The organism is Pseudomonas poae, from assembly GCF_001439785.1.
In the GTDB taxonomy this organism is placed as follows: Bacteria; Pseudomonadota; Gammaproteobacteria; order Pseudomonadales; family Pseudomonadaceae; genus Aquipseudomonas; species Aquipseudomonas poae.
In genome coordinates, this window is record NZ_JYLI01000052.1 from 1 (window position 1) to 975 (window position 975).

1 protein-coding gene is annotated in these 975 nt (G+C 64.9%); it reads right to left on the reverse strand.

Annotation, left to right across the window (positions count from 1 at the left end):
- Positions 1-975, reverse strand: a 975-nt coding sequence (locus tag TU75_RS26110) for a hemagglutinin repeat-containing protein (protein ID WP_211267974.1), incomplete at both ends; no start/stop codon positions are given.

A 975-nucleotide genomic window follows, 5' to 3' on the forward strand; every position in this document is an offset into this window, starting at 1 on the left:
GTGCTGTCCTGCGCCGCCAACAAACTCAACTTATCCCCGCTATAAAGATAAGCCTCATTCCCCGCACTGATCTTGCTCGCAACAATCGTCGTATCACGCCCGGCCTGGCTGACAAAATCCCCACCCGCCGTCAGTACGCTCGCCACTTGGGTGGTCTGGTCGTCCGATGTCTTGATGCGTTTCTTGCCGTGTTTCTCCTTGCCTTCGACGTTGTGCATGTCGCTGACCGACGCGACGTTGAAGTCGCGTCCGGCTTCGACCGTGAGGTCTTTGCCGGCGGTGGCGCTGCTGCCGATGACGTTGACGTCCTGCCCCGCCTTCATCGTCAGGTTGCCGCCCGCCGTGACGCTGGCGGCGAGGTTTTTGACGTCGGTGGTGATGCTGGATTTTTCGCCACCGTCACGAATCTCGTGTTTGACGCTGGTGTCGCTGGCGGCGATCAGGTTGAGGTCGCGGCCGGCGCGCAGGGTGGCGTCGTTGCCGGCGACCAGTGCGCCTCGGTTGGTGAGGTCGCGGCCGGCGTCCATGGCGAGGTTTTCGCGGGCGACGATGGTGCCGGCGCTGGTGTCGGTGAGGGTGCGCATGCCGGCGCCGTCACGCACCTGGATGGCGGTGGTGTCGTTGGTGATGTCGCCTTTGAGGGCGGCGAGGCTGACCTGTTTGCCGCGAATTTCGCCGGCCATGGCGTTGCGAATGCTGTCGTCGGCCAGCAGGCTCAGGTTGTTGCCGGCTTCCACGAGGCCGCCGGTGTAAATGCTGCCGCCACGGCTGGCGGCGGTGAGGTTGTTGCTGGCGCGCAGGGTGCCGACGTTGATGAGGTCGCCGCCGGTGACCAGGTTGAGGTCGCGGCCCTGGATCAGGCTGTTGCCGCGCACGTTGCGCGATTCGGCCTGGGCCAGGTAAAGCACGGGCACGAGGACGGTCTGGCCGTCGATCACGCGGTTTTCCATCCACACGATGTCGTGGGTCAGGGCG